At 61.1% G+C, this 20,778-nt stretch carries 24 protein-coding genes; 6 read left to right on the top strand and 18 right to left on the bottom strand.

Annotation, left to right across the window (positions count from 1 at the left end):
* Nucleotides 1-20: 20 nt before the first annotated feature.
* The gene (locus HB676_RS21815) at nt 21-956 is read left to right on the top strand and encodes a LysM domain-containing protein (protein WP_249780403.1); all 936 of its coding nucleotides are present in this window, start codon (nt 21-23) and stop codon (nt 954-956) included.
* A gap of 29 nt (nt 957-985) precedes the next feature.
* Here HB676_RS21815 and HB676_RS21810 read toward each other — a convergent pair whose 3' ends face one another.
* The 7 genes from HB676_RS21810 to HB676_RS21780 form a co-directional block, all read right to left on the bottom strand.
* Nucleotides 986-1,612 carry an isoprenylcysteine carboxylmethyltransferase family protein gene (locus HB676_RS21810; RefSeq protein WP_213740271.1) on the bottom strand — a complete coding sequence of 209 codons (627 nt, stop codon included), beginning with the start codon at nt 1,610-1,612 and terminating at the stop codon, nt 986-988.
* A 74-nt stretch (nt 1,613-1,686) separates the two neighbouring features.
* Nucleotides 1,687-2,670: an NAD-dependent epimerase/dehydratase family protein gene (locus HB676_RS21805; RefSeq protein WP_213740270.1), complete on the bottom strand. Its 984-nt coding sequence runs from the start codon at nt 2,668-2,670 to the stop codon at nt 1,687-1,689.
* Entirely contained in the window at nt 2,667-3,203 is a 537-nt protein-coding gene (locus HB676_RS21800) for an Mpo1-like protein (RefSeq protein WP_213740269.1), read from the bottom strand. The genes HB676_RS21805 and HB676_RS21800 overlap by 4 nt, the downstream gene beginning before the upstream one ends.
* 220 nt (nt 3,204-3,423) lie before the next feature.
* Complete coding sequence (locus HB676_RS21795) at nt 3,424-3,816, bottom strand: MAPEG family protein (protein WP_213740268.1); 393 nt, start codon at nt 3,814-3,816, stop codon at nt 3,424-3,426.
* Nucleotides 3,817-3,895: 79 nt separating this feature from the next.
* Nucleotides 3,896-4,984 carry a lipocalin-like domain-containing protein gene (locus HB676_RS21790; RefSeq protein ID WP_213740267.1) on the bottom strand — a complete coding sequence of 363 codons (1,089 nt, stop codon included), beginning with the start codon at nt 4,982-4,984 and terminating at the stop codon, nt 3,896-3,898.
* Complete coding sequence (locus HB676_RS21785; protein ID WP_213740266.1) at nt 4,974-7,433, bottom strand: ABC transporter permease; 2,460 nt, start codon at nt 7,431-7,433, stop codon at nt 4,974-4,976. The genes HB676_RS21790 and HB676_RS21785 overlap by 11 nt, the downstream gene beginning before the upstream one ends.
* Entirely contained in the window at nt 7,430-8,083 is a 654-nt protein-coding gene (locus HB676_RS21780) for an ATP-binding cassette domain-containing protein (protein WP_213740551.1), read from the bottom strand. The genes HB676_RS21785 and HB676_RS21780 overlap by 4 nt, the downstream gene beginning before the upstream one ends.
* 289 nt (nt 8,084-8,372) lie before the next feature.
* On the opposite strand from HB676_RS21780, the gene HB676_RS21775 reads away from it, so the two are divergent.
* Nucleotides 8,373-9,644, top strand: coding sequence for an MFS transporter (locus tag HB676_RS21775; RefSeq protein WP_213740265.1), 1,272 nt, complete (start codon nt 8,373-8,375; stop codon nt 9,642-9,644).
* Between the two features lie 44 nt (nt 9,645-9,688).
* Here the strand turns inward: HB676_RS21775 and HB676_RS21770 are convergent, their stop codons facing one another.
* Both HB676_RS21770 and HB676_RS21765 read right to left on the bottom strand, forming a co-directional pair.
* On the bottom strand, nt 9,689-10,957 hold the full coding sequence (locus HB676_RS21770) for an MFS transporter (RefSeq protein ID WP_213740264.1): 1,269 nt from the start codon (nt 10,955-10,957) through the stop codon (nt 9,689-9,691).
* Between the two features lie 135 nt (nt 10,958-11,092).
* Complete coding sequence (locus HB676_RS21765; protein WP_213740263.1) at nt 11,093-11,263, bottom strand: hypothetical protein; 171 nt, start codon at nt 11,261-11,263, stop codon at nt 11,093-11,095.
* Between the two features lie 278 nt (nt 11,264-11,541).
* Between HB676_RS21765 and HB676_RS21760 the strand changes: the two genes are divergently transcribed.
* Nucleotides 11,542-11,784 (top strand): hypothetical protein, encoded by a 243-nt coding sequence (locus HB676_RS21760; protein ID WP_213740262.1) that lies wholly within the window; start codon nt 11,542-11,544, stop codon nt 11,782-11,784.
* 75 nt (nt 11,785-11,859) lie between these two features.
* Here the strand turns inward: HB676_RS21760 and HB676_RS21755 are convergent, their stop codons facing one another.
* Together HB676_RS21755 and HB676_RS21750 are read right to left on the bottom strand one after the other, a co-directional pair.
* Nucleotides 11,860-12,144 carry a hypothetical protein gene (locus HB676_RS21755; RefSeq protein WP_218625817.1) on the bottom strand — a complete coding sequence of 95 codons (285 nt, stop codon included), beginning with the start codon at nt 12,142-12,144 and terminating at the stop codon, nt 11,860-11,862.
* Nucleotides 12,145-12,372, bottom strand: a complete 228-nt coding sequence (locus tag HB676_RS21750) for a hypothetical protein (protein WP_213740261.1) — start codon at nt 12,370-12,372, stop codon at nt 12,145-12,147.
* A 269-nt stretch (nt 12,373-12,641) separates the two neighbouring features.
* Between HB676_RS21750 and HB676_RS21745 the strand changes: the two genes are divergently transcribed.
* The gene (locus HB676_RS21745; protein ID WP_213740260.1) at nt 12,642-13,685 is read left to right on the top strand and encodes an iron ABC transporter permease; all 1,044 of its coding nucleotides are present in this window, start codon (nt 12,642-12,644) and stop codon (nt 13,683-13,685) included.
* A complete protein-coding gene (locus HB676_RS21740; protein ID WP_213740258.1) occupies nt 13,682-14,482 on the top strand; it encodes an ABC transporter ATP-binding protein in 801 nt (266 codons plus the stop codon). Before HB676_RS21745 ends, HB676_RS21740 begins: the two co-directional genes overlap by 4 nt.
* Before the next feature lies 1 nt (nt 14,483).
* Here HB676_RS21740 and HB676_RS21735 read toward each other — a convergent pair whose 3' ends face one another.
* The 7 genes from HB676_RS21735 to soxX form a co-directional block, all read right to left on the bottom strand.
* On the bottom strand, nt 14,484-15,524 hold the full coding sequence (locus HB676_RS21735) for an MBL fold metallo-hydrolase (protein ID WP_213740256.1): 1,041 nt from the start codon (nt 15,522-15,524) through the stop codon (nt 14,484-14,486).
* Between the two features lie 88 nt (nt 15,525-15,612).
* Nucleotides 15,613-17,355, bottom strand: coding sequence for a thiosulfohydrolase SoxB (gene soxB / locus HB676_RS21730; protein ID WP_213740254.1), 1,743 nt, complete (start codon nt 17,353-17,355; stop codon nt 15,613-15,615).
* 27 nt (nt 17,356-17,382) lie between these two features.
* Nucleotides 17,383-17,709: a hypothetical protein gene (locus HB676_RS21725; protein WP_213740547.1), complete on the bottom strand. Its 327-nt coding sequence runs from the start codon at nt 17,707-17,709 to the stop codon at nt 17,383-17,385.
* A gap of 2 nt (nt 17,710-17,711) precedes the next feature.
* Entirely contained in the window at nt 17,712-18,542 is an 831-nt protein-coding gene (gene soxA / locus HB676_RS21720; protein ID WP_213740545.1) for a sulfur oxidation c-type cytochrome SoxA, read from the bottom strand.
* 20 nt (nt 18,543-18,562) lie between these two features.
* Nucleotides 18,563-18,874 (bottom strand): thiosulfate oxidation carrier complex protein SoxZ, encoded by a 312-nt coding sequence (gene soxZ, locus HB676_RS21715; RefSeq protein WP_213740252.1) that lies wholly within the window; start codon nt 18,872-18,874, stop codon nt 18,563-18,565.
* A gap of 54 nt (nt 18,875-18,928) precedes the next feature.
* Nucleotides 18,929-19,423: a thiosulfate oxidation carrier protein SoxY gene (soxY, locus tag HB676_RS21710; RefSeq protein ID WP_213740250.1), complete on the bottom strand. Its 495-nt coding sequence runs from the start codon at nt 19,421-19,423 to the stop codon at nt 18,929-18,931.
* 40 nt (nt 19,424-19,463) lie between these two features.
* Nucleotides 19,464-19,784 (bottom strand): sulfur oxidation c-type cytochrome SoxX, encoded by a 321-nt coding sequence (gene soxX, locus HB676_RS21705; RefSeq protein WP_213740543.1) that lies wholly within the window; start codon nt 19,782-19,784, stop codon nt 19,464-19,466.
* Nucleotides 19,785-19,956: 172 nt separating this feature from the next.
* Between soxX and HB676_RS21700 the strand changes: the two genes are divergently transcribed.
* Complete coding sequence (locus HB676_RS21700; RefSeq protein WP_213740248.1) at nt 19,957-20,640, top strand: DUF938 domain-containing protein; 684 nt, start codon at nt 19,957-19,959, stop codon at nt 20,638-20,640.
* Nucleotides 20,641-20,778: the final 138 nt, after the last annotated feature.

Genomic DNA, 20,778 nt, shown 5'->3' with positions numbered 1-20,778 from the left:
TAGGATGATTCGTGGTGCGCATGATCAAGCCGACGTCCGTTGCGAAGATCGTTTTTGGCGCGCTGCTGTCGGCCCTGCTGCTGTGTGGCGACCCTGACCTGGCTTTCATGGGTCCGGTCGCTGCACAGACCGGGATCGCGACACCTTCGCCGGACGCCGCTCCCCCGCCCGCCGTGCCCCATGCGCGGGTTTACTTGTTTCGTGGCGCGCTCGGTCCGATCTTCTCGCGCGGGATGGACCATCTGACGGAGCGGATCGAAAAGATCGGCATCACCGCCGACGTTTATGAGTTCACGATTTGCCGCATCATCGCCGCGGGTGCGGTCCGCGAATATCGCGAGAAGCCGCAGCCGATCATTCTGATCGGGCACTCCATGGGTGGGTATTGCGCGCTGATATTTTCCGAAATTCTTGAGGCCGAAAATATTCCGGTGAGCTTCGTGGTTACGATCGACCCGCCTCAGATTAGTCCCGAGGTGCCGCTTAATATCGAGCGCTATCTCAATATCTTTCTGTCGAAGAGCGTTTTCGGGGGCAGCAATATCAAGGCGAAGCGGGGATTCCGGGGTCATTTCGCAAGCTTCGACCTCTCGGAGCATGAAGAAGTCTGGCACATCAATATCGAAAAAAACGACACCATCCAGGAGCAGCTGGTCAGCAAGGTTTTGCAGGTCGCAACCATGTCCGGCGGGTTTGAGGGAGAGACGCTGCCGCTTCGTTATGTCGTTCCGCCCAGTGCCGCCATCGACCTGTGGGACAGCGGCATGTCGGTGTTCGCCCGCCCGGGCGATAGCCTGCAGACGATCGCGACATTTTACCACGTGCCGCTCTGGTCGGTGACCCAGGCCAATAAGGGAGCAGGCAATACACCGCTGGTGCCGGGCGAACGTGTCGTCGTCCCCCGCCATATGGCGCCGCTTGCGGAAGTCTCGGCGCAGTCGCCGCCCAAGCGCTGATAAAGCTGATATCTCTATATGCTAAGCGTTCAGCTTTGCGGCAGGAATGGAACCAGCATGGGAACGCGGTGGCAGTAGCTTCCGTAAGCCTCTGCGCCGAGTTCCGCGGTCAGAAAACCTTCTTCCATGCGGGCCTTCTGCCAGAGCCCGAAGGCGATCAGGACGGTGCCGAGCAGCGCGGTGATGGTCCCCACCGCAATGCCCGTCGCCAGCATCGCAGCAATCAGTCCGGTATAGATCGGATGGCGAACCAGTCCGTAAGGACCGGTGTCGATCACCCGGTGACCTTCCTTGCGCGTGATGGCGTTCGACCAGAATCGTCCCAGATGAATTCGCGCCCACCATGTAAACAGCGTGCCGGCCACGGTCAGTACGGCGAGTAAATATGTACCGCCGGTGCCGACATTCCAGAGCGGCTGGATGCCCAGGATACGCTCGGTCCATGGTGTCAGCAGGACGGCGCCGACGAGAATGGGAATACGATAGGCCCGCGAATCCCAGGTCCTGACATGCTTTTCGGTTCGCCCGGAAAAGAACGAGCCGATGCCCCAGCTGATGAGCCATGCGGCCCAGATGATGGCGAGCAATGCCGTGGGCCAGGTAGCGGTCCATCCGCTCCAGACGAAAGCCAAAATTGGGTTCTGATCATGTATCATGGGTCAGCTTATATTCCTGATTGCCTTGTGCTGGCAAATGACGGATCTGCCGGGATTCGAGGCGAAATTGCTCGTTATTGCCTGCCACGGCTGCCAAGCAGATAGGTAATTGTGTCGCGCAGCGCGGGCTCAACCGGCCGGGGCGCATAGCCGAGCTCTTGCCGCGCCTTTTCGATCGGTAAGTCGGTCGCCCGCAATGCAATTCGGACACCTTCCGCGGTACCGGTCGGGGTACGGCGCGTCACGTGATCGGCGATGAACTCGATCGCGGAAGCAGCCAGTTCCGCGAAGCGGCCGGAAACCGGAACGGCGAGATTGCGGCGGCCGCTGATCGCCGCCACCAATTCCAGAATTCTCTTCAGCCTGACACCCTCGCTGCCGAGAATGTAGCGATGCCCGATCTGCCCATGCTCCATCGTCAGAATCAGGCCCGCTGCGACATCGCGCACATCGACGAGATTCACGATGAAATCGAGATACAGGTGCAAACGTCCGTCCATGAAATGCAGGAGCATCGCGGTCGGTGGCGTCAGGTTGTGATCGTGGGGGCCGATCGGCATCGTCGGCGTGCCGATAACCAGCGGGAAGCCGGTTGATACGGCATGCACGGCATACTGCTCCGCCAGCATTTTCGAACGCGTATACAGGCCCGGCATGTCATCGAGTGGCGCCAAGCCTTGCGGGCCGACGGGGAGTGATGATGGTGCGGGGAATAGGATGGATTCGGTCGAGCAATGCAGAAAACGTGAAACGCCTTTTTTGCGTGCGGCCGTGATGACAATTTCCGTGCCGTGATAGTTCACGGCTTGAAAGTTGGCCTTGTTCGGCAACCACATCCCCGGAAGCGCCGCGAGGTGATATACTTCGCCGATGTCGTGCAGTGTCTCATCCACCAGATCGGGATCGAGCACCGAGCCTTGGACGTATTGCACATCCGGCAAGGCGTGAGCCGGGGGAATCAGATCGAGAACACGCACCTGTCGATTGCGGGCGACGAGCGCCGATACCAGGTGCTGTCCGATAAAGCCGTTGCCGCCAGTGACAAGTATTCTGGTCATGAACGCGGCAGCAGCTCGACCTGATGTTCCTCTGGCTGCGGAGCGCTTGCGAGGATCGCGGCCAGATCCTGCCGGAAGCCAAGCGCGATAAATAATTTTGCCATTACAAACATCGGTCCGAGCAGAAAGTGACTTGGGTTGTCCACCAGTGCCGGCTGGCGTCGTTCGAACACGCGATGTCCGACAATTTGACAGCCGATGCCGATGACGATCAGGACAGCCGAGATAGCCCACACGCTGGCGGTGCTTGCGTGATTCACGATAAAGGCAGCGGTTGAAAGTAAAATGACCGCAGCACCCAGGATCCCCATGCCGAGGGCCGCGTCGAGCAAGAACCAATAGATCAAGAGCGGCAGGACGAGGACAGGCACAATAGTGGTTGGTATGCCAAAGGCATCGAAAGACCAGAGGCTGATGGGAAGAATCGCGCCAAGGAATAAAAACACGATGCCAAATACATGCATCACGCTGTTCCAGGGGTTGCGGTGGTACTCGACATAATCCGCAAGCTGGCGCTTGAAATAATGATTCATAATGCGATGCGCTCGCTACAGCTCTCGCGTGCGGAAAGCACTACAAAAGCCAACATTCTAAAATGAGGCAGTGCCGCTCTACTGCCGCTTAGGTACTTAAACTTGGGACCGGCTTGAAGTCAAATAAGGGCCTGCGGCGTTTGCTCGCAGTGCTTGTTCCCTGATGTTTTGCCTTTTGCAACAGGCAGATACAGATCTTGCGAAGCCGAACGATCCCATTTCAGGCATGAATAAGGCGCCAGATAATGGCGCCGAGCGCGCCCAGCCAAAGCAGAATGGCCGCGGCGGCCTGTATTCCGAAACCTAGCCCCCGTTTGGCGGCGGCCTGCGAGTAGCCGGTCAAATAGAGGACGCGGCCGATAATCCAGACCAGGCCGAGGGCCGCGGCCAGCGCGTCACTGATATAGAACGCAAACAGCCACAGCGAGGGCAGGAAAATCGGCATCCATTCCAGCGTGTTCATCTGGACGCGGAACACCCGCTCGAAGTCCGGATTACCGGAGACGGTAGGCGCCTTGATGCCAAACGCCACGCGCGCCTTCGATACCTGCATGCTGGTGAAGAAATAAAACAGGATCGACAGCAAGGTGACGAGTGCCGTGAACTGAAACATCGCGGAATCCTTTTTAAGCCGATCGTGAAACATCGTTCCGGGCGTGAAGATCGCCCCCGGCATATTGCCGTTTGCAATCTCAATAGCCGGTCATTTCAAGATATCCTAACCCGGTGTGGCTGCCCTTGAAGCTGATCGGCCCTTCCCAATAGGGAAAGCTCGTTCCCATCCAGCACCGGGCGTTCAAGGGGCTACATTCGATCGTCAGGGCGTGCGAGGGAATCGCAATGTCCCAGGTGATCGGAAGCTTACGTCCTGCGATCTCGGCCTGGGCCTTCGGTGTCATCGTGATGTCGGTGGACGAGAGCTGTTCGGACTTGCCGTCGCGCGAAATCCAGTTGCCGGAACAGTAGCTGTTGCCGTCGGTCTGACGCAGCCGAAACAACATCAGCTTGTCGCCGGAGTCCAGATGCAGCGAGAACCAGTCCCATCCGGTTTGATCTGCAGCAAGCGGCTGGCTGCTCCATTCCCGGTCCATCCAGGCCTTTCCGGTCACGCCGGTGGGCTTGTCGTCGATGGTGATGCTACCGCTGACTTCAAAATACGGTTGGCTGAAATAATACGAGGCCTGCCCGCGCTCGGATTTGCGGCTGTAACCGGCGTCGCCTTGCAGCACCAGCGGACGATCGGCGTCGAGCCGCAGCGTGTAGGCGAAGTCCGCGCCCGAAGCCTTGAGTTCAAGCGGCGCCAGCATGGCGTCGCGCATCTGGTCAGAGCCGCGCATCTCCCAGGAATCGATCCAGGCCTGAAAAGGCTTAGCCTCGACGCCGGCCTGGCCGATCCCGCCGCGCGCGAATGTTTCGCTGTATCTGTGCGTATCCGCGCGGGTCACCGCGACGTGGCCCATCCAGATTTGTTGGTTGGCCCATCCCTCCTGCTGGGCGCCCGGCACCGTCGCCTGACGAAACAAGGTCCATTGCGCGCCATACGCCGTGCCGGTGGAATCCCTGAGGTTAGCCGTCACATACCACCACTCGATCCGAAACTGCGGATGCGGGCCATGGTCGGCAGGAAAGACAAAAGTCTTGCCGGGAACGACAGGCGCGAAGCCGCTTCCGCTCATGCCCAGGCCGGCAAAGCCCTGCGCCAAAGCGTTTTGGTGGCTGAGCGCGAGGGCAAGCGCTCCGCCCGCAAAAGCGCGACGGGATATCGGAGACTTACCGCTCATTGGCAAAAATCTTGACGAGAGCCGCCGGCTGCATGCGCGCCAGTCTGAGAACGGGAAGCAAAGCGGCGATCAGCGCCGCCGCCATGGCGACGCCGAGGAGTTCGAGTAATTGCAGTGGGAAGACATGAAACGGCAACCGCCAGCCGAATGCTTTTACATTCACCACCGCGAGCAGGCACCAGGCAACCAAAAGGCCAAGCGGCAGCGCGAGCAGGGTTGTGATCAGCGCGACTGAAAGCGTCTTCAGTAATTCAATGGCGGCAAGCCGCCGTCGTGTGATGCCGATCGCCCATAGCGGCGCCAACTGAGGCAGGCGGGAATTGCTCAGGGTCAACAGGCTGGTCAGCAAGGCGACACCGGCGACCCCGAGCGTGAAAGCGTTCAGCGCCGCGGTCACCGCAAAGGTCCGGTTGAAGATGCGTGTCGATTCCGCCTTCAGTGTCGCCTGATCCACTAGGTTGCGGCTATCGAGCGCGAATTTATCCTGCAGCGCCGATATCAGCGCCGGCACCGCGGCAGGCGCCACACGCAGGCCCATGCGCGTCAGTGGTATTCCGGGAAAGCGGCGAGTCAGCGCCGCGAAATTGACGGCGATCTGACCTTTGGGGTTGCCGTAATCCGCATAGATGCCGACCACCTCAAGCGTCCAGTTTCCGCCCGGTGCTGGGACCTCGATCTGATCGCCGACAGCGAGCTTCATGCGCCGCGCCAATTGCTCGCTGATAAAACCGGTATCGCCGGCGCGCAGCCGGATCCAGGCCCTGTCGGCTGATTGCAACAGCGGCCAGCGATCGCGGTAGGTGGCGTGATCGGCGAGGCCGAAAATCTCGACCGGCGCACCATCGATTTGCGTCTCGGCCCGGCCGCCCGGCAGGATCGCATCGACTTCGGGACGATCGCGAAGCCACGTCTTGATGTCGACGGCCTGCGCATCGTCGGCAGCGTTGATATAAACATCCGCCGCCAATCTTCCGTCGAGCCAACTGATAAAAGTTCGGCTGAAGCTTTCGACCATGGTGCCGACGCCGACATTGACCGCGAGCGCGAGCAGCAACGCCATCAATGCCAATGATAATCCGGAAAGCTGCTGGCGGCTATCGGCCCAGAACCATATCGCGAGCGCATGATGCGCCCGCCGCTGGCCCAGCGACAGCATCAGCTCCAGGACCGCCGGCAATCCCAGCGCCGCGCCGAGCAACAAGCCTGCGAGCACGGCAAATCCCGAGAGCAGTGAATCGCCGTACCACAACAGCGCCGCCGCGGCGGCGAACACGGCGAGCGCAACCGCGCTTTGCAAGATCAGCCATCGGTGCTGCGCCTGTTGCCAGGCATAGGGCTGCGCGGCTGCCAGCAGCGGCAGGCGGACCGCTTTCAACAGACTGGCGGTCGCGGCCGCCAATGCGCCGAGCACGCTGATGACGAGGCCCGCGGCCCACCATTCCGGCTTGAGCGTCAATTGGCCGGGAATCTGCGCGCCATACAGGCCGCGCAGCGAGGCTGCGACATCTGGTAGCAGCGCCGCGGCGATCAGGTACCCGCACACCAGGCCGACGATGCCCGCCACCAGCGCCAGCGATATCAGCTCAACCAGCAACACGGTGTTCAGCAGGCGCGCGGATACGCCGCAGGCCCGCAAGGTTCGCAGCATCGGCAAGCGCTGCTCGAAGGCCAGGCCGATCGCGGAATTGACGATGAACAGCCCGACGAAAAAGGACAGCAGTCCGAACGCGGTCAGGTTCAGATGAAAACTGTCGGTGAGACGTGCGAGATCGGTCTCGGCGTCTGGCTCGATCAGGCGGAGCTTGTCGCCGGCGACATTTTCAAGCGGCGTGCGCGTACCCTTGGTCTTGCCGATCAACAGCCGGGAAACCTGGCCGGGCATTTTGAGCAGTTGCTGGGCGATACCGATATCGACCACCAGCAGGTCGGGCACAAGCTGCGCCTGCACGCGCAGCGGCGGCAAGATGCTGCCGTTCGCCTGTGGCGAGGTGCCTTCCGCAACGCCAAGACTGGAAAGCGTCTCGGGCGAGACCAGCATTTCTCCCGGCGGCGTGACGAAAGATTGCAAGCCGGCTCTGCCGATCGCCGGTGCATTCCCGACTTCCGACGGCAACGTGACGGGGTCTACCCCGAGCAGCCTGAACGATCGCCCTTCGATTTGAACGCGGCCTTCGAGAACGGGCGACACTGGCCATCCGGCGCGGCGCAGATCGACAAAGAGCTGCTGCGAAAATGTTGCGCCGTTGCGGCTGACCAGCACAGCCGTTCTGGCGCCGCCGAAAGCGGCCGCGGCGCGGTCGTAACTGCTGCGCGCCTGCTGATTCAGCGCCTGCACGCCGCTCCACAGCGCTGTCGCGGAAATCAGTCCGATCAGCAAGGTTGCGAGTTGCATCGGGTGCCGGCGCCAGTGGCTGAGTAGAACCGCGAGAATCCACAGGATGCGGCTCATGCGACCAGCCCCGCGCTGAGATTGATGTGCCGGTCGAGCGTCGCAGCCAGCCGCGTGCTGTGGGTCACCATCAGAAAGCCGCAGCCGGTTCGGGTCACCAGATCACGCGTCAGCGCGAGCACGTCATCGGCGGTCGCCTCATCGAGGTTGCCGGTGGGTTCGTCGGCCAGCAAAAGTAGCGGCTTTATCGCCAGCGAGCGGCCGATTGCGACGCGTTGTTGCTGGCCCCCGGACAATTGTTCGGGATAGCGGTTCAGGAGGTCGCCGAGCCCAAGCCGTTCGACCAGTTCCGCATGCCAGGCCGCATCATGCCGGCCGGCAATGCGCGATTGAAACACGAGATTGTCCCTGACATTCAAGCTCGGGATCAGATTGAACTGCTGAAACACCAGTCCCAGCCGGTCGCGCCGCATTGCCGCGCGGCCGGCATCGCTGAGATCCGAAATCAAGGTATCGTCGAGCCTGATTTCGCCGCTGTCGGCCTGATCCAGGCCCGCGATCAGATGCAGCAGCGTGCTCTTGCCGCTGCCGGATTCGCCGGTTAGCGCGACGCGCTCGCCCGCCGTGATGCTCAGATTCACCCCGCGGAGCACGGCGATCTCTTCTCCGGCGGAGCGATAGGCCTTGGTCAGGTTGCGGACGCTCAGCACGATCTGGTGGCCAATTGTCATGCGAAGCGTGCGACCATGAAAACCCCTCTGTCAGCCATGCAACATATCAAGACGATCGCCGGAGATCACGGTCTCAATGTCGCCGGCGACGCGATCGTGATCTGGTTGCAATTTGCCTTGGAAGCAGCGTCAGGCAGCATTCGCGGCCGCCGATGTTGCTGTAATGCAAGCCAGATCTCGTCTAAATGTCCGGTTGCATTGATTAACGAGCCTTGGATAGCATAAAGCGCGGCTTGAATCGGACGGAGCCGGCGAACGAGGAGAGGCCATGATCGTGCAACCGACGCCAAAGGGCGGCTGGAAAATCACGTTTCTGCTGTTTCTCTTCATGCTGGTGAATTTCGCGGACAAGATCGTAGTCGGCCTTGCCGGCGTGCCGATCATGGCCGAGTTGAAGCTTGAGCCGGAGCAATTCGGGTTGCTCGGCTCGTCGTTCTTCTTTCTGTTTTCGATTTCGGCCATCGTCGTCGGATTCATCGTCAATCGCATCGACACGCGCTGGGTTTTGCTCGTGTTGGCGGTGATATGGGCGCTGGCGCAGTTTCCGATGGTGGGCACCGTCAGTTTCACCACGCTGTTGATCTGCCGCGTGATCCTCGGCGCCGGTGAGGGGCCAGCGGGCGCGGTAGCCGTGCATGCGATCTACAAATGGTTTCCGGACGACAAGCGGGCTCTCCCCACCGCGGTACTGGCGCAGGGCTCGGCATTCGGCATCATCCTGGCGGTACCGGCGTTGAACTGGGTGATCGTCAATTACAACTGGCACCATGCGTTCGGCGCGCTCGGCATCGTCGGTCTGATGTGGGTGGTGGCGTGGCTGGTTATGGGCAAGGAAGGCCCGCTGGTTCAAACCGCCGCGCTGGCGATCGCGGAGCCTCGTATTCCCTATCTCCGGCTGCTGACCTCGCGGACCTTTGTCGGCTGCTGCGTCGCGACTTTCGGCGCCTATTGGGCGCTCTCGCTGGGGCTGACCTGGTTCACGCCCTTCATCGTCAAAGGGCTTGGCTTCTCGCAAACGGATGCGGGGTGGATTTCGATCTTGCCATGGATATCCGGTGCGGTGGTCTTGCTGCTGACCGGATGGGCGTCGCAGGTGCTGATGGCGCGCGGCGTTTCCACCCGCGGCGCGCGCGGGGTGCTTGGTTCGGTCCCGTTGATCGTCAGCGGGCTGGTCTTCGCCGCTGTTCCCTATGCCGAAGGCGCGAACCTGCAGATCGCCTTGCTGGTGATCGGCTCCGGGCTTTGTGCATCAATCTATGTGGTCTGTGCGCCGATGATCGGAGAGTTCACGCCGGTGTCCCAGCGCGGCGCCATCATCGGGATCTACGGCGCGATCTACACGTTGGCCGGGATTCTGGCGCCGCTGGTGATGGGTGGCGTGATCCAGCGCGCGTCAGGCATGCTGGATGGCTACATGACAGGTTTTACGATCAACGCCGTCATTTTGGTCGTGTCCGGACTGCTTGGCCTATTGCTGCTCTGGCCCGATACCGAGCGCGCACGCCTGGCGGGTGAAGTCCCGCAACCGAAATTCGCCTGACAATCCCTGAGGTGACGATCTCAGTCTTGATGAAATGTCCGGGATCAGGCGCCGGGATACGCCGGTTTTCCGTCAGTGGCCGCTGAACTGTCCTGTGGCCCGCGTTCGGTGACGAGCGCAAGCAGGACCGTCAGGACCATGAACACGACCGACGTGCCGAATACCCAATGCGGCAAATTCTGATCCATGATCCAGCCGAACAGCAATGGGCTGATGATGCCGCCGACATTGAAGCCGGTGGAGACAATCCCGAAGGCGCGGCCGGCGGCGCCCGCAGGTGCTGCGTTGCGTACCAGCATATCGCGCGAAGGCGCGATCACGCCGCCGAGGAATCCCGCCGACGCCATCGCAGCCATCAGCAGCGGCAACGGCAAATCGATCGTCGCGATAACGGTGACAATAACCGCATTGATCGCAAAGCAGCCGGAAGCCACCCGTCCATGGCGCTGGGTATGGTCGGCGAGAAAGCCGCCCGCCAGCACGCCGATCGCACTGGCGCCGAGATATGCCGTCAGCGCGATATTGGCGTTTGAAAAGGATGCGCCATAGCCGCTCATCAGCGCGACCACGCCGAAATTGCTGATGCCGGCACTGGACAGGCTGAGCAGCATGAAAAAGATCGTCAGCACAATGAGAGCAGGTGTGATGACGTTTTGCCGCGGTGCTTGCGTGCCCTCGATCTGCCGGTCCGCTGCACTTGCATCGGGAATGCCGACGACGAGCAGCAATAGCGCGACCAGCGGCCCCACAGCGCCGGCGATGATCAGCGCGCCCAGACCTCCGGTCATCGCCACCAGCGCCGCGATGATGGCGGGCGCAACGGCGCCGCCGAGGAAACCGGCGAAGGAGTGGATCGAAAAGGCGCGGCCCATCCGCGCCCCGTTCATGTGGGCCGAAAGAATCGCGTAATTGGCCGGATGATAGACACTGTTGGCGAGCCCCAGCAGCACCGCGCTGGCGATCAGCCAGGCGTAACTCAGATGCAGGCCGAGCATGATCAGCGCGAGGCCGCCTACGGTGAGGCCGATCAGCAGGATTTTGCGGGCGCCGATATGATCGGCCAGATAGCCAATCGGCGCTTGCGTCAGGCCGGATGTGACGGCGAAGACAGTCAGCGCAAAGCCCAATTCGATATAGCCGACGCCGAGTTGCTGCTTCAGAAAGGGAAACAGCATCGGCAGCACGAAGATGTGAAAATGGCTGACCCAATGTGCCGTCGAAATCGCGGCGAGGGTGCGCAGCGATTCGTCGGTCTTCGCCTGGGCCTTCGCTTGAGGTTTGGCTTGCTGCGATGCGGCGAGAACGTCGGCCATTTCGGATCCCGGTTTGCGCGGGAAACTATCGGCCGAGCCGGTTATTTGTCTATGAATATGGCTGCATGGCAGCCCTCAAAAACACAGCTCTGGCGTGAACATCAACCGCGGAATTTTGCGGGATATTTCAATCTCTCAAAGCGGCTGATCGTCGTCGCCATTGCGGTCACGCTTCGGCGTGGCGAAGTCGCCGTCTTCGCTGTCGTCGTCTTCGGTCGCGGCCAGCGGTGGTTTCCCTGCTTTGCCGCCGTCTTTCTTTGGAGGTTCATTTTTGGGAGGTTGATTATCTCTACCGGTTCCGTCCATGTCGCATCCTCTGTTCGGCGGCAAGAGTCACGCCCGCGACCTCAATCTCACCGCCTTTGCAGGAGTATATTAGCTGCAAATCAGCTGGAATTGGACAATCTTTCCCTGCCTTTTTCCGACAATCGGTGTAAAGGGAAGCCGCAACCCGAGCATGATTCTGAAAAGCGGAAGCCGGTTTTCCTCCGGACTGACGTCGAGCGTTTGTCCACAGATCATGCTCACAACAAACAAATGAGATCACGGTCCGATTTGATCGGACCATGATTCAGGAGCCACGTATGAAGAAGCCGAAGATCGAAGCAGAAGAACACCAGCCGCGTAAAATCATTCGCGCCGACAAGGCGCCGACTGACGGCTACTCGCTGGTAGTGGATGGACACTTCAAATCGCACCACGCCACAGTCGAAGCCGCCGAAGAGGCGGGCATGGCATTGAAGAATCAGTTCCAGATGCTTCAGGTGCAGGTCTACGATGCCGCGACCAAGACCCGCTCGATGGTCGAGTGGCCCGCGCCGGTGTAGAGCTTCACAAAAAGGAAGACTGGTTTCCGCGGGACAAACGCACCGTGTTTGTCCCGCGCCGAAATCGGAGAGGCTTTAAGTTCTTCGTCCGCCGCTTTGCTGGCCTGCCAGCCAGTCGGATAGCGCCGGGCCCTTTTCTCCAGACGCCTTCGGTTTGGCGCGTGCCTTTTTGGACGCTGGAGCCGGGCGTGGGGGTTCAACGGCCTCGCGGGCCAGACGCAACGCTTTCAGCTTCGCCATATTGTCGGTAACGGCCTTGAATGCGGCGTCGCGCTCGGCTTTGCTGTTTTTCGGTTCGTTCGCCACGTGTTCAGCCTCGTTGAGCCGCGTATCGACGCGGCTGTCGTCGTCATTTATCATTTAGCTCGTTTTCTTCTTTTTGGACTTGGTTTTGGGTTCTACTGGCTTCTCGCGGTCGGCGGCTTCTTTTGCCAATCGGATCGCGCGCAGATCTGCCGTCCGCTTTCTTATTGCAATATCCGCAGCAGCGATATCGGCCATGGCCTTGATGCCTTCGGCATCCTGGGCGATCTTCCGGTTCAGCCGGATCTCCTTCAATTCGGCGGCAGTTTTCGGTTCGTCATTCATCAAAGGCCTCAAAATTCATCGGCGCGCACCAGCGTGCGACAACCCCGGATGCAGTCTTACCACGCATTTGCCCGGTGAAAGGGCTTCTTTGAGGCCTGAAATGCCGGAAAACAGCGTTTTTCAGTTCAAATCAGCGATCTGCAGGACAGTTGAATGTCGCGGCGCCGCTTTCTGTTAATCCTGACGGGACGATGCGTCTATTTTGTCGCATGCGCTTCTTTGTGCCATGAATCGAATGTCTGCGCTGGGATAGGTCCGGGAATGGATTGATGAGAGCTGAGAACGTCATTGTGACGGTCGACGCTGCGGCACGTCGGCGCGCCGGCGTGGTCGCAGTACTTATTGTGCTCGTCGTCATGCTGGCATTGGTCTCGCTCGGGATCGGACCGGTGCGGTTGTCGCCGCTGACGGTGATCGAAGCCCTGTTCGGTAGCGGCAGCGACGTTCAGCAGGTGATCGTCAATGAAATCCGGCTGCCGCGCATGATTCTGGGATGCGCGATCGGCGCCATGCTCGGCCTCGCCGGCGCAGCCCTGCAGGGGTTGTTGCGAAATCCGCTGGCGTCGCCCTCGTTGTTTGGGGCGCCGCAATCGGCCGCTTTCGGCGCCGTGCTGATGATTGCGCTCGGCGTGGCTGATGTGCGGTCCTGGGCGCTTCCGGTCGCGGCGATAGTGGTCGCGTTCGCCTCGGTGTTTGCGCTGCTCGTGATCGCGGGCCGCAACGCCGGGCTGTTGCTTCTGATTCTGGCCGGGCTTGCGATATCCAGCCTTGCCGGGGCCGCGACCGCGCTGGTGATGAATCTCTCCAGCAATCCCTTCATTGTGCTCGAGATTGCGTTCTGGCTGCTCGGCTCATTGGAAGATCGCAGCTTTCGCCATGTCGTGCTGGCGTTGCCGTTCATTGTCGCGGGTGCGGTCATTCTGTTCAGCCAGCGCAATGCGTTCCGCGCGCTCAGCCTTGGCGAGGAAACGGCGCAAAGCCTTGGCGTTGATGTTGATCGGCTGCGGCTGCTGGTGATCACGGGCGTTGCGCTCGGCGTCGGCGGCGCGGTCGCGGTATCAGGCACGATCGGTTTCATCGGCCTGGTCGCGCCGCACCTGATGCGGCCGCTGATCGGTCACGATCCGGCGCGGCTGCTGGTTCCGAGCGCGCTGACCGGCGCGGCATTGCTGCTGGCGGCCGATATTGCGGTGCGCCTCATTCCATCGACCAGCGACATCAAGGTCGGTGTGCTGACGTCGATCATCGGCGTACCGTTCTTCCTTTATCTGATCATGCGCGAGCGGCGCGCGCTCGGTGGAGGCGTCGCATGACCGCGCCGGACTTTCTTACCGCGCCAGATATTCTTACTGCGCGAGGTCTCGGCGTGACGCTGGCCGGTCGTGTCGTCCTGAATGATATTTCGTTGTCGCTGAGCTCAGGCCATCTGGTCGCGCTGGTCGGGCCGAACGGCGCCGGCAAGACCACGTTGCTGCGTGCGCTGGCCGGATTGGTGCCTTCCAACGGCGCCATTCAAGTCGGCGGTGAGGAACTGTCGTCGCTGTCGTTGCGCGAGCGAGCACGGCGATTTGGCTATCTGGCGCAGGGCCACATCGTGCATTGGCCGCTGCCAGCGCGGGATATTGTGGCGCTCGGCCGGTATCCGCATGGCGCGACCGACCCGTCGCGTTTGTCGGCGAAAGACTCCGACGCGGTGTTGCGCGCGATGCAGGTGGCCGATGTCGTCGCATTCAGCGATCGCCGCGTCACCGAGTTGTCCGGAGGCGAGCGCAGCCGCGTCGCGCTGGCGCGGGTATTCGCGGTCGAGGCGCCGGTGATCCTGGCGGACGAGCCGACATCCTCGCTCGACCCGCGCCACCAGATCGATGTGATGAAAAGCCTGCGCATGGCCGCCGACAACGGCACATTGGTGATCGTGGTGACACATGATCTCGGGCTCGCCGCACGATTCGCAGATACGGTGCGGGTGCTCTCGGATGGCCGTCTGGTGTCGCACGGCGCTCCCGCCGAGGCGCTGTCGGAACAGGTGATGGCGGATGTGTTTCGGATCAGCGCCTACCGCGCAGAATATCGGCGCGAGGCTGTGATCGTGCCGTGGGCAGAAATCTAGCTCAGCCCGTCTGCACCGGGCCGCCGGCTTTCTTCCAGGCGTCGATGCCGCCGGCGATATGTGCGGTATTGTCGAGGCCCGCGGTCTTGGCGGCAGCCACCGCCATCGCCGAGCGCTCGCCGAAGGCACAGAAAAACACGATGCGCCGCCCGGTCGCAGCCGCCACTTCACGCAACATTCCGCCGGGCTGCAGGCTTTCGTCGATGCCGGGATACGGCGCGTGAAGCGCGCCTGACAGCATTCCGTGCTTGATGCGCTCGCTGGTTTCACGAAGGTCGACCAGCAGGATATCGGGACGGCCGAGACCCTCGATCGCCTCAAGGGCGCTGAGCGCCTGCCCCTGTTTGGCCAGTTCGTCCTGATGCAGGCCGACATGCATGTTGGCCGGCACTGCGACATCCATCATTTTTGGATTCGGCAGCTTCAGATTGTTCATCAGCTCGATATATTCATCGACTGAGCGGACCTGCAGCCGCGGATTGTAGCGTTTCTCTTCGCCGATGGTGGAAACTGTATCGCCCTTGTAGTCGTGGGCCGGGAATACCATCGTTTCATCCGGCAATTTGAGCAGCCGGCCGAAAATCGAATCATACTGCGCCCGGGCGCTGCCGTTCTGGAAATCGGTGCGGCCGGTGCCGCGGATCAGGAGCGTATCGCCGGTGAACACGCGATCGCCCATCAAATAACTATAGGAATCGTCGGTGTGGCCCGGCGTATACATGACGTCGAGGCTCATTCCCTCGATCATGACCTTGTCGCCATCGGAGACGCGCATCGCGACCACGTCGGCCCTGGTCTGTTCGCCCATGATGGTGACGCAGTGGGTGCGGTCGCGCAGCTCGCCGAGCCCCGTGACATGGTCGGCGTGCAGATGCGTATCGACGGCCTTGACCAGCCGCAGATCGAGTTCGCGCAGCAACTGACAGTAGCGGTCAACTTTCTCGAGCACGGGATCGAGGATCAACGCCTCGCCGCCCGCGCGGCTGGCCAGCAGATAACTGTAGGTTCCCGATACGCTGTCGAATAGCTGGCGAAAGATCATGGATGGCGCGCCTGCGAACTGATTCCTGTTACTACCATGCAAAAAGGCTGAACATAACTCCGGCGTATCTGCGCCAAATGTCTCACCCCTATCCCGCGATGCCCGGGTTGCCGTCCACACCCCTGAGCGTTACGCCGGTGTTGCGCCCATCCGGCGGTTTGCCCCCGCCGAGGTGCCGGGCCAGGACATCCCAAACCGGAATCCCTTTCTGCTCATTGACCGACGCCCATCCGGCCACCTTGTAGGTCTTGCCGGCCTCGATTGCGCGACCATTGCCGAGCTTCAGATCGGAAATCCGGCGCCCGATGCCTTCCGCGGGCGTACACGTATAAATAAAGCCGCCGACCCGAACCATGTCGCCGCCCTGCTGATGGTACGGGTCGGGGTTGAAGAGATTGTCGCAGACGTCTTCAAGGGCATCCTTGATCTGGGTGCCGGTCATTCGCTGGACGTAGGTTTCCGGATAGGTGATGGCGGTCTCGGCCAGCACGTCTTCCATCGTCAGGGGCTGGCCCGGCAGAAAGCTGGAGCCCCAGCGGAAGCCCGGCGACAGTGCGATTTCCGCCTCCAACTGCGTACGCAACCCGTCGCAGATCAGTTGATCCACCGTGCCGTTGAAATTATCGCGGCGATAGAGCAGGCGATCTGCGGTCGCAATCTTCTCGGCATAGACGGCGGCCTGCGGCGCGCGGGTCTTTTCGATCAGTGCCGCCATCGCCGCATCGGGCTTCAGCAATTCCGAGAACACCGGCAGCAGCCGGTATCTGACATTGCTGACCCGGCCTCGCGCGACTTCTAGATCGAGCACGCCGAGGAATTTTCCGTTCGAGCCGGCATTGGTGACGAGCGTGATGCCGCCGGCATTGGTCACGGGGACAGGCTGCGGAACGGCGTCATGGGTATGGCCGCCGAGAATGACATCGATGCCGCGCACGCGGCTGGCGAGCTTGAGGTCGACGTCCATGCCGTTGTGCGACAGCAGCACCACGGCATCGACCTTGTCGTTGTTTCGCAAGCCGTCGACCAGTTTCTGCAATTCCTCGTCGCGGATGCCGAACGTCCAGTCCGGCGTGAAACGCTTTGGATGAGCGATCGGCACGTAAGGAAAGGCCTGGCCGATCACCGCGATGCGATGCCCGCCGATCTCCTTGATCATGGACGGCTTGAACACCCGCTTGGTCGCAGGGTCGAAGGCTTTGGCGTCGTTGAACGCGGCTTCGTCGGTCAGGTAGACATTCTGCGCCAAGAATTCGCCCTTGAAGCGTTCGAGGTTGCGGCGCAGCGCGTCCTCGCCATAGGTAAATTCCCAATGGCCGGTCATGGCCTCGATGCCGAGCAGGTTGGCGGCCTCGACCATGTGGGCGCCCTGCATGATATTGGCCAAGCCTGTTCCCTGCCACAGATCGCCGCCGTCGAGCAGCAGCGAGCGACCCGGGCCGACATCGTTGCGCAGGCGATCGATCAGCGTTTTCAGATGCGCGAAGCCGCCGAGCTTGCCGAAGCGCGCGGCGGATTTTTCGAAATCGAGCGAGGTGAATGCATAGGCGTCGGCGCTATCCGGCTTAATCCCGAAACGATCCAGAAAGGCGCGGCCGACCAGATGCGGCGGCTGGCCCTGCATCGTGCCAAGTCCGAGATTGACGCTGGGTTCGCGAAAATATCCCGGAAGCAACTGTGCATGGGTGTCGGTCATATGCAGGATGCGCGCATTGCCGAAGCGTTCGAGATCGTAGACGCCTGAATTGTCGGCGCTCCGCGCCAGGCGCGGCGCTCCGCCCGCAAGTGCGGCCGCGCCTGCGAGTTTAAGCAAATCCCGGCGGCGAATGGTCATGCGATGTCTGCGCATCTCTCCCAGGGCCTACCGTATCTCGAGATTCTTCCAGGCTTCTTTTTCGCTGGTGGCCTGGAAGATCGATGCCTTGGCGAGCGCTTCGGCTTCCTTTGCCGACGCAACGGCGCGGTCGAAGTCGCCCTTGTCGGCGGCCTTCCTGGCATCGGCCAGGGCTTCTGCCGTCACGGTCCATTGGTTACGCAACCCGCCGGCTTCCTTGTTGGTGGCTTCAGCGGCGGCATAGGCGGCCTTGAAATCTGCCTCGGAGCTTGCGGCCGGTACCGAGGTCGCGTTGGCGATCACCAGCAGGGAGGCCAGCGTGAAGGTCGATATCCGCAAGATGATTCCCGTCATGTTCATGGCCGCGATCCCGGGCCGGAAATCGGCAGTCCATTGCTCACATAAGACAGGTAATATTCGAGGTCGCGGTATTCTTCGGCCTGCGGTTCGAGCGGCACGCCGCGAATCTGGCTGTTGCAGCTAGTAAAGCGCCGGCTGATCGTGCCCATGCCCCCCCATTCGGAACGGTAGATCGGCATTGCGTTTAAAATTCCGAGCGCGGGCGCGAGTATTTCGGCGCGGATCCGCTCGCCGGGATTTTGCACATGGCAGGTGGCGCAGGAGAAATTGAGCTGCCCGCGCCGCGTATAGAAGTAGCGCTTGCCGTTCTGGTAGGCCTCGAGCGCGCGGGGATCGTCGGGAATCTTGATGTCGAACGGCTTGCCGCGCGAGGTGAACGCCATATAGGCGGTCAGCGCGGCCATGTCGTCCCGCACATAGGAGAGCGCGGATTCGCCATTGGCCTCGCGGCATTTGTTCAACGCCAGTTCAAGCGTGATGACCTTGCCTTCGTTGGTGTCGAAATAGGGATAGTTCTGACGGACGCCGATGCCTTGATTCGGAAAACAATCGGCGTAACTCTTGCCGTTCTTGAACGGCCTGGAGAACATTTCCTTGCCGGTATCGAGGGAGAACTCATAGGGCGGGAATTGTTCCTTCTCTTCCCATTGCCGGCGCATGCCCTCATTCATCGAATACGGACCGTTGACGAAGTCCTCGAGCTTTACCTTGGGAAACTTCGTGACGAAAAAATTCCGGAACGCTTTCGCATCGGCTACGGGATCGGGCGTATCGGCGGCGGGTGCTGCCAGCGTCAACGCGGCCAGCGCAACAGCGGCCAAGGCCATGCGGATGAAAGATCGCAAACTCACTGGATCTTCGCCGTGGTGGTGTCGGTCTCGCCTTTATTATCGATCCAGCTAATTTTCAAATCGTCGCCCTTCTTGCCGCCCTTGAAGCTGAATTTGACATAGGGGTCCTTGGAGACCGCAGCGCCCCAATCCGCGATGAAGACGTTTTTGCCGTCATATTCGAAGGTCAATTCCCGGATGAAATGCGGCGGAATGGTCTCGCCTTTGGCATCCTTGACGAAGCCGGAATCCATTGGATGCTGGATCAGCACCTGGACTTCCGTGGTCTCTCCGCTCGAGGTCGCGCGCACGCGAATCGTCGATGCCATCAGGATACTCCTTCATTCAAAAACCTTGCATTCAAAACCGTGCGGATCACGTGCTCATCCGCCGCAGCCGCCGACGGTCACCTTGACCTCTTTGGTGGCGCTATAAAGCTTGCCGCCGGCTTCCACGATCACGATGACGTCGCAGGTTTTCGCCATTTTGAGGCGATTGGCCACGTTCGGCAGCGTGCCCGGCGGAATCCGGTAAACCGCCGCCAGCGCATTGGGGTTCTCCGAGGCCAGAAATGCGATCGACGTCACGTCCGCAAGCGTCGTGGTGACCGATATCGGAACCACTGCGCCGTTTTCCGCGATTTCAGGCGCATCGAGTTTGACCTTGTCCGAGGGTTCGGCGGTGCGGCCATAGAGCGATTTGATCGCGTCCGCAGCGCCCTTCTGCTTGAACGCGTCATCCGGGTATTTGTCGTTGGCTGCGGCGAAGACCGGAGCGATACCGAACGACATGATGCCAAGGCCTGTCAGCGCAATCGCGCCGGCGCCCCTGAGGATCAGGCGGCGCGTGGCCGGCAAGTCGGTGTGAACGGTTCTCATCTGAGGTCTCCTGCGCCGCGCGACGCTATGCCGCGGGCCATCACAAGGTCTGCAGGAAATCGACGATCGCGTTGATTTCCTGCTCGGTCAGAATTCGATTGCGCCCGAACGGCGGCATGACGGTTTGCGGGTTGCGCCGGGTTTCATCGGTGAGGATCGCGACGAGATCGTTACGATCGGGATATTTGCTTTTGATGTCTCGCAGCACAGGCCCGATGGTCCCGGGAAGGTCGCCCCCCTTGATCTCGTGGCAGGTGAGGCAATTGCCCTTGCCGCGATCGAAAGCCAGTCTTTGACCCTCGGAGACCGATTGTGCGCGCGCCGCCGGGAACGGCGCGGCAGCGCCGATCACGAGCGTCAAGGCGAGCGTGCGAAAAAGCGTCCTCGGGAAATGGTCGGTCAAGGCATGGTTCCGGCTGCCAGAATATGGGTGACCGCAGCATAAACGGTATCGGACGCCATGTCAGGCTTTGCGGTTGGCGCCGTGGCAGGTTAAATCCGATGAGCCTCGCCAGAAAATCCGGGAGAATTTCGTGGCTGACTATGTCGTCGAATTCGGTAAGGACGGCCGGCCGGTTGAGCCCGACGGCCGCCTCGACGCGTCGGCATTTCACCGCAATCATCAGGCGATCCGGGCGGTGTTGCAGCGCTTCCTGGCCGGAAAATCCGGGGATGTGATTGAGGTTGGCAGCGGCACCGGCCAGCATGCGGTGGATTTCGCGCGGCATCTTCCCGAGATCACGTGGTGGCCGAGCGACCTTAACGATCGGCATCTCGCAAGCATTGTCGCGTGGCGGGCACATGCGCAGCTTTCAAATATCCGGCTGCCGCTGCGGATCGATCTATCCGACCCGGATTGGTGCTCTGAAATGCAGGATGGCCGCGGCCCTGCCGACGTGCTGGCCGTGTTCTGCGCCAACGTGGTTCATATCGCACCGTGGAGCGTCGCCGAGGGATTGTTGGCCGGCGCCGGACGCTATTTGCGGGTGGACGGGTTGCTGTTTCTCTACGGTCCGTTCAAGCGCGGCGGCAAGCACACCGCCCTCAGCAATGCGGTGTTCGATTCAAGCCTGCGTGAGGGCAATCCCGAATGGGGCGTGCGCGATATCGAGGCCGTGGAAGCGCTGGCGGCGAGCGCCGGTCTGGCGCTTGTCGAGGTGATCGAGATGCCGTCCAACAATCTCACGCTGGTGTTTGGACGCTCACACGCGATCTAGAGTGTTTTCGAGCGAAGTGGACACCGGTTCGCGTAAAGAAAACGCGTCAAAACAAAGATTAGAGCCCGGTTCTGATTCAATCAGAACCGGGCTCTAGGTGTGGAGCCTCAACAGGTTGTCCTCGGACTGACCGAGTCT

The sequence above is a fragment of the Bradyrhizobium sp. dw_411 genome (genome assembly GCF_018449695.1).
Classification (GTDB): domain Bacteria; phylum Pseudomonadota; class Alphaproteobacteria; order Rhizobiales; family Xanthobacteraceae; genus Bradyrhizobium.
This window is presented reverse-complemented; position numbering and strand designations above follow the sequence as displayed.